The organism is Enterobacter sp. PGRG2 (genome assembly GCF_030291195.1).
Taxonomy (GTDB): domain Bacteria; phylum Pseudomonadota; class Gammaproteobacteria; order Enterobacterales; family Enterobacteriaceae; genus Enterobacter_D.
Genome location: NZ_CP127837.1, coordinates 3021488 through 3028418 on the forward strand (window position 1 = coordinate 3021488; position 6931 = coordinate 3028418).

The 6931-nt window shown below is 54.0% G+C and carries 8 protein-coding genes; 7 read left to right on the forward strand and 1 reads right to left on the reverse strand.

Annotated features, from left to right (window positions below; genetic code table 11):
• Positions 1-822 (reverse strand): ammonia-dependent NAD(+) synthetase (nadE, locus tag QRD42_RS13415; RefSeq protein WP_321987335.1); only part of this gene is annotated, 822 nt, incomplete at its 3' end.
• Positions 823-1078: 256 nt separating this feature from the next.
• Between nadE and osmE the strand changes: the two genes are divergently transcribed.
• The 7 genes from osmE (at position 1079) to chbG (ending at position 6889) form a co-directional block, all read left to right on the forward strand.
• Entirely contained in the window at positions 1079-1420 is a 342-nt protein-coding gene (gene osmE, locus QRD42_RS13420) for an osmotically-inducible lipoprotein OsmE (protein ID WP_072568246.1), read from the forward strand.
• Between the two features lie 289 nt (positions 1421-1709).
• On the forward strand, positions 1710-2027 hold the full coding sequence (locus QRD42_RS13425) for a PTS sugar transporter subunit IIB (RefSeq protein WP_318364675.1): 318 nt from the start codon (positions 1710-1712) through the stop codon (positions 2025-2027).
• Between the two features lie 80 nt (positions 2028-2107).
• The gene (gene chbC, locus QRD42_RS13430; protein WP_321987336.1) at positions 2108-3466 is read left to right on the forward strand and encodes a PTS N,N'-diacetylchitobiose transporter subunit IIC; all 1359 of its coding nucleotides are present in this window, start codon (positions 2108-2110) and stop codon (positions 3464-3466) included.
• Between the two features lie 55 nt (positions 3467-3521).
• Positions 3522-3869: a PTS N,N'-diacetylchitobiose transporter subunit IIA gene (chbA, locus tag QRD42_RS13435; RefSeq protein WP_072568249.1), complete on the forward strand. Its 348-nt coding sequence runs from the start codon at positions 3522-3524 to the stop codon at positions 3867-3869.
• A 15-nt stretch (positions 3870-3884) separates the two neighbouring features.
• Positions 3885-4724 carry a transcriptional regulator ChbR gene (chbR, locus tag QRD42_RS13440; RefSeq protein ID WP_099458763.1) on the forward strand — a complete coding sequence of 280 codons (840 nt, stop codon included), beginning with the start codon at positions 3885-3887 and terminating at the stop codon, positions 4722-4724.
• Between the two features lie 45 nt (positions 4725-4769).
• The gene (locus QRD42_RS13445; protein WP_318376696.1) at positions 4770-6116 is read left to right on the forward strand and encodes a 6-phospho-beta-glucosidase; all 1347 of its coding nucleotides are present in this window, start codon (positions 4770-4772) and stop codon (positions 6114-6116) included.
• Positions 6117-6127: 11 nt separating this feature from the next.
• Positions 6128-6889, forward strand: a complete 762-nt coding sequence (gene chbG / locus QRD42_RS13450; RefSeq protein WP_321987338.1) for a chitin disaccharide deacetylase — start codon at positions 6128-6130, stop codon at positions 6887-6889.
• The last annotated feature ends 42 nt before the right edge of the window (positions 6890-6931 follow it).

The following is a 6931-nucleotide window of genomic DNA, read 5'->3' on the forward strand; positions in this document are numbered from 1 at the left end:
TTTCCAGAAGTCGTCAAAAACCGTCACCGGCAGGCGGCGTTTATGTTCGGTTTTCAGATACCAGCCTTCGATGGTACGCGCATGCGTCTCATCAATGGTTTTGCCTTCCAGATAATCGTCGATCATCTCATAGGTGACGCCAAGGGCGACTTCATCCGGCAGGGCAGGGCGATCGTCTTCCAGATCGGCGGTCGGGGCCTTTTTATACAGATGCTCCGGGCAGTTGAGCTGTGCCAGCAGCTGTTTTCCCTGACGTTTGTTCAGGCGGAACAGCGGATTGATATCGGTGCCGCCATCGCCATATTTGGTGTAAAAACCGGTCACAGCTTCCGCCGCATGGTCTGTACCCACGACCACGCCTTTGGTCATTCCGGCGATGCTGTACTGCGCTTTCATACGCTCACGGGCTTTTTCGTTGCCGCGAATGAAATCGCTTAATTCGATGCCCGCGTCGCGCAGCGCCTGCTCGCTCGCCAGCACTGCCGCTTTAATATTCACCACCAGCACGCGATCCGGCCCGATAAAGTTAATCGCATCCTGACAATCCTTTTCATCCGCCTGCACGCCGTGGGGCAAGCGTACCGCGATAAAGGCGTAGCTTTCGTCGCCGGTTTCCTGGCGCAGCTCGCTGATAGCCATCTGGCTCAGCTTACCGGCGAGCGTCGAATCCTGGCCGCCGCTAATGCCCAGCACCAGTGACTTCAGAAACGGATGGGCTTTAAGATAGGATTTCAAAAAATCCACGCTACGGCGAATTTCTTCTTCTGCATCGATGCGCGGCTTAACGCCCAGCGCCTGAATAATGTCTTGTTGCAGCGTCATGACAACACTCTCCGTCTGTCGCCCTTGAGGGCAGATGTTAAGTAGCAATCTTTTCAAATTAACCCGTTGTGGCTAAAACGACAAGGCGCGACGGCGCAGGGAGCGCAAATAACCGCCTTTTGTCTGCCTCACTCTGTTTTATTAGATTTTTCTTAAAGTTAAGTCAGTGTCGTCATGAGGTTGAAAAAAGTTATTTTATATTCCAGGCTTAGATAACGCGCTGATACACAAGCGGATAACAAGAGGAAGGATCAATATGAACAAGAAACTCGCAGGAATTCTGGGTACCGCGGCCGTAATGACCATGCTGGCAGGTTGTACTGCTTACGATCGTACTAAAGATCAGGTGACCACGCCGGTGGTGAAAGACGTTAAAAAAGGCATGAGCCGTGCGCAGGTAATGCAGGTTGCCGGTAAGCCTTCTTCCGAAGTGACCATGATCCACGCTCGTGGTACCTGCCAGACCTACATTCTGGGTCAACGCAATGGCAAAACAGAAACTTACTTTGTTGCCCTGGACGAAACCGGCCACGTGATGAACTCCGGTTATCAGACCTGTGCGGAATATGATACCGATCCGCAGGCACCGAAGTCCTGATCCCTTTAAGCCTGAGCAAATAAACAAACCGGCCACCGCGCCGGTTTCTTTTTGTCTCAAAATCTTATTTCTTGACGCGAATTATTTGCTGAATTGTGAAGGCTATCATCCTGCCAGGTCAATGAGAGACAATTCGGGTTAGCGACGGGTTATCGCCCCCAGGCGGGATGCTGTATATTTTCTTCAACCAGAAACAAAAGTAACTCAAGGGTTCAAGAGTTATCCCAGCCACCAACACAGGTCCCCATGCAGGCACACCTGTTGCGGTTGAAACGTAAGGAAGGTTGTGATGGAAAAGAAACACATCTATCTGTTCTGCTCGGCGGGCATGTCCACCTCGCTGCTGGTGTCCAAAATGCGCGCGCAGGCAGAGAAGTATGAGGTGCCGGTGATCATTGATGCATTTCCTGAAACCCTGGCCGGTGAAAAAGGACCCGAGGCCGATGTCGTGCTGTTAGGCCCGCAAATCGCCTATATGTTGCCTGAAATTCAACGCCTGTTACCGAATAAACCTGTCGAAGTGATTGATTCCATCCATTACGGCAAAGTGGATGGTCTGGCTGTACTGAAAACTGCTGTCGCCGCCATTAAAAAAGCAGCAAATTAATTTTATTTCTTTTCCCCGTCAAAGAGTTATTTCACTTACTTTCGCCGCAATAGTTTATTGCGGCTTTTAAGGACTTTTCTATGAGCAAAGCAATTGATTCGCTGGAGCAAATGCTGATCCCTTTTGCCGTAAGAATAGGAAAACAACCCCACGTCAATGCAATTAAAAACGGCTTTATCCGCTTAATGCCGTTAACCCTTGCAGGGGCGATGTTTGTATTAATTAACAACGTATTCTTAAGTTTTGGCGAAGGATCGTTTTTTTACTCTTTAGGTATTCGTCTGGATGCCTCAACCATTGAAACGCTGAATGGTTTTAAGGCCATCGGCGGTAATGTTTATAACGGTACTTTAGGCATCATGTCGCTGATGGCGCCGTTCTTTATTGGTATGGCGCTGGCCGAGGAGCGAAAAGTCGATCCGCTGGCCGCCGGGTTATTAGCGGTAGCCGCCTTTATGACGGTTACGCCTTACAGCGTCGGCGAAGCCTATGCCGTGGGCGCAAACTGGCTGGGCGGGGCCAATATTATTTCCGGTATTATTATCGGGCTGGTGGTGGCGGAGATGTTTACCTTTGTCATCCGCCGCAACTGGGTGATCCGTCTGCCGGACAGCGTCCCGGCGTCGGTGTCCCGCTCATTCTCCGCGCTGATCCCAGGCTTTCTGATCCTCTCGGTAATGGGCATTATCGGCTGGGCGCTCACCGCCTGGGGCACCAACTTCCACCAGGTCATTCTCGATTCCGTCTCAAAACCGCTTTCCGCGATGGGCGGCGTGGTCGGCTGGGCCTATGTGATTTTCAACTCGCTGTTATGGTTCTTCGGCGTCCACGGTTCGCTGGCGCTGACCGCGCTGGACAGCGGCATCATGACCCCCTGGGCGCTGGAAAACATGGCGATTTATCAGCAGTACGGCTCCGTTGACGCGGCGCTGGCGGCGGGTAAAACCTTCCACGTCTGGGCTAAGCCGATGCTCGACTCCTACGTGATGCTGGGCGGTTCGGGTGCCACCCTGGGGCTTATCATCGCCATCTTTATCGGTTCCCGCCGCGCGGATTACCGTCAGGTTGGTAAGCTGGCGCTGCCGTCCGGTATCTTCCAGATCAACGAACCTATCCTGTTCGGCCTGCCGATCATCATGAACCCGGTGATGTTCATTCCCTTCGTGCTGGTACAACCGGTGCTGACCGGCATCATGCTGGCGGCCTACTACACGGGCATTATCCCGCCGGTGACGAACATCGCGCCCTGGACAATGCCGACCGGCCTCGGCGCTTTCTTTAACACTAATGGCAGCGTGGCGGCCCTGTTGCTGGCGCTGTTCAACCTCGGTGTCGCAACGCTGATTTACCTGCCGTTCGTGATGGTGGCCAATAAAGCGCAGGCGGTCATTGAGGAAGAAGAGAGCGAAGAAGATATTGCCAACGCCCTGAAATTTTAAGCCTGACGGCGCAGGCTGCCGTTAGCCTGCGCCGGACTGACATGAGGAAGATAAGATGTTTAATCTGGATGATGTTGTGGAAACCGAGCTTGCCACCGATGAACTGGAAGAAGTGGTGATGGGGCTTATCATTAACTCCGGGCAGGCGCGCAGTCTCGCTTATACTGCCCTGAAGCAGGCGAAAGCGGGCGATTTCGCGGCAGCGAAGGAAACCATGGCGCAGTCCCGTACCGCCCTTAACGAAGCGCATCGCGTGCAGACGCAGCTCATTGAAGGCGATCAGGGCGAGGGCCGGATGAAGGTCAGCCTGGTGCTGGTGCATGCGCAGGATCATCTGATGACCTCGATGCTGGCCCGCGAGTTGATTGCCGAATTGATTGAGCTGCACGAAAAAGTGCGCTAATACAGGAGCCAACGCATGATGCAGCCACAGGTGAACGCGATGGAAATCAAAACCGCACGGGAACAGCAGTTGTTCAATGGCCGGAACTTTCACGTCTTCATCTACAATAAAGTGGAGAGCATAAGCGGGCTGCACCAGCACGATTATTACGAATTCACCATCGTGCTGACCGGGCGCTACTATCAGGAGATCAACGGCAAACGCGTGCTGCTTGAGCGGGGCGATTTTGTGTTTATCCCGATGGGATCGCATCATCAGAGCTTCTATGAATTTGGCGCCACGCGCATTCTTAACGTCGGCGTCAGCAGACAGTTTTTTGAACAACACTATCTGCACCTGCTGCCGTTCTGCTTTGTGGCGTCGCAGGTGTATCACGTAAAAAGCGCATTTCTGACCTGGATTGAATCGGTGATCGCTTCGCTGAATTTCCGCGATAACGAGTTCAATGAATTTATCGAAGTGGTGACTTTTTATATCGTCAACCGGCTTCGTCACCACCGGGAAGAGGTGGTGCAGGGCGACATTCCGCAGTGGCTCAAAACCACCGTGGAAGAGATGCACGACAAAATGCAGTTTGGCGAAAACGCGCTGGAAAATATGGTGAAATTATCCGGTAAGACGCAGGAGTATTTAACCCGCGCCACCCAGCGCTATTACAGTAAAACCCCGATGCAGATCATCAATGAGATCCGCATTAATTTTGCCAAGAAACAGCTGGAAATCACCAATTACTCAGTCACTGATATCGCTTATGAGTCCGGTTACAGCAGTCCCGGTTTATTTATCAAGACGTTCAAGAAAGTGACGTCCTTTACGCCAGGCAGTTACCGGAAACACCTCACCGTTATTAACTGATTAAGGCACGCCTTTATTTTACGGTCAGTGCGTAAGAGAGATGTTATGAATAAAAAACTGAAAGTCGTCACCATCGGTGGCGGAAGCAGCTACACCCCTGAACTGGTCGACGGATTTATTAAACGTTATCACGAACTGCCGATAGACGAATTATGGCTGGTGGACGTGGAAGACGGCCAGGAAAAGCTGAATATTATTTATGACCTGTGCCAGCGCATGATCCAGAAAGCGGGCGTGCCGATGACGCTGCATAAAACGCTGGATCGCCGTGCGGCATTGCAGGACGCCAGTTTTGTCACCACCCAGCTGCGCGTCGGTCAGCTACAGGCGCGCGAGCTGGATGAACGTATTCCGTTAAGCCATGGCTATCTGGGGCAGGAGACCAACGGCGCGGGCGGTCTGTTCAAAGGGCTGCGTACCATTCCGGTGATTTTTGACATCATCCGCGATGTGGAAGAGATCTGCCCGGACGCCTGGGTGATCAACTTTACCAACCCGGCGGGCATGGTGACGGAAGCGGTCTATCGTCATACCGGCTTTAAGCGCTTTATCGGCGTGTGCAATATTCCCATCGGCATGAAGATGTTTATCCGCGATGTGCTGAGCCTCACCGATGAGGACGAACTGGGTATCGATCTGTTCGGCCTCAACCACATGGTGTTTATCAAGGACGTGCTGGTCAACGGCGAATCGCGCTTTGCGGAACTGCTGGACGGGGTGGCCTCCGGTAGATTAACGGCGAATTCAGTGAAAAACATCTTTGATCTGCCGTTCAGCGAAGGGCTGATCCGCTCGCTTAACCTGTTGCCGTGCTCTTATCTGCTGTACTACTTCAAGCAGAAAGAGATGCTGGCCATTGAGATGGGCGAATTCTATAAAGGCGGCGTACGGGCGCAGGTAGTGCAGAAAGTCGAGAAACAGCTGTTTGACCTGTACAAGGATCCGGCGCTGGCGGTGAAACCGAAAGAGCTGGAGCAGCGCGGCGGCGCCTACTATTCCGACGCGGCCTGCGAGGTGATCAACGCTATTTATAACGACAAGCAGGCGGAGCACTACGTTAACGTGCCGCACCACGGGCATATTGATAATATCCCGGCGGACTGGGCCGTGGAGATGACCTGCATCCTTGGCCGGGATGGCGCGAAGCCGCACCCGCGCGTGACGCATTTTGACGACAAGGTGATGGGGCTGATCCATACCATCAAAGGCTTCGAAATCGCCGCCAGCCAGGCCGCGTTAAGCGGTGAGTTTAACGATGTGCTGCTGGCGTTAAATTTAAGCCCGTTGATCCACTCCGATAAGGACGCGGAAATCCTCGCGCGTGAACTGCTGCTGGCGCATCAGAAATGGCTGCCGCGCTTTGCAAAAACCATTGAAGGCTTTAAACGCTAAGGAGCCAGCCTGTGGAAAGGTTACTGATCGTCAATGCCGATGACTTTGGGCTGTGCAAAGGGCAGAACTACGGCATTGTGGAGGCCTGCACGCACGGCGTGGTTACGTCGACCACGGCGATGATGAACGCAGAAGCGGTGGAACATGCGGCGGCGCTCAGCCGCGCGCTTCCGCAGTTGGCGGTCGGCATGCACTTTGTGCTGACCCTCGGCAAACCGTTAAGCCCGATGCCGGGGCTGACGCGGGACGGCGTGCTGGGCAAATGGATCTGGGAGATGGCGGAGCAGGACGAGCTGCCGCTGGCGGAGATTGAGCGTGAGCTGGCGTGCCAGTATCAGCGCTTTATTGACTGCTTTGGCCGCAAACCGACGCATATCGACAGCCATCATCATGTGCATATGCTGCCGCCGATCTTCCCGCTGGTGGCCGCCTTTGCCGCGGATAAAGGCGTCGGGCTGCGTATTGACCGCGAGGTGGCGACGCTTCACGGTCTGCCAGTGAACGCGGCGCGCAGCAGCGAAGGCTATTCCAGCGGCTTTTACGGCGAGGCGATATCGGAGGCGCTGTTTCTTGAGGTGCTGGATGCCTCCGGCGCGCGGGGCGAGCAGTCGCTGGAGATGATGAGCCATCCGGCCTTTGTCGACGACACGCTGCGCGCCAGCAGCTATTGCTGGCCACGTCTGAAAGAGCTGGAGGTGCTGACCTCGCCATCGCTGAAATATGCGATAGCGGAGCGGGGGTATCGGCTGGGATCCTGGCGGGATTTACCATAACAGGATCATGCCCGGCGGCGCAAAGCTTGCCGGGCCTACGGT

What these genes read in the sequence shown, in the direction of transcription:
- osmE (WP_072568246.1), top strand. Translation starts at nt 1,079, where the DNA reads ATGAACAAGAAACTCGCAGGAATTCTGGGTACCGCGGCCGTAATGACC.
- QRD42_RS13425 (WP_318364675.1), top strand. Translation starts at nt 1,710, where the DNA reads ATGGAAAAGAAACACATCTATCTGTTCTGCTCGGCGGGCATGTCCACC.
- chbC (WP_321987336.1), top strand. Translation starts at nt 2,108, where the DNA reads ATGAGCAAAGCAATTGATTCGCTGGAGCAAATGCTGATCCCTTTTGCC.
- chbA (WP_072568249.1), top strand. Translation starts at nt 3,522, where the DNA reads ATGTTTAATCTGGATGATGTTGTGGAAACCGAGCTTGCCACCGATGAA.
- chbR (WP_099458763.1), top strand. Translation starts at nt 3,885, where the DNA reads ATGATGCAGCCACAGGTGAACGCGATGGAAATCAAAACCGCACGGGAA.
- QRD42_RS13445 (WP_318376696.1), top strand. Translation starts at nt 4,770, where the DNA reads ATGAATAAAAAACTGAAAGTCGTCACCATCGGTGGCGGAAGCAGCTAC.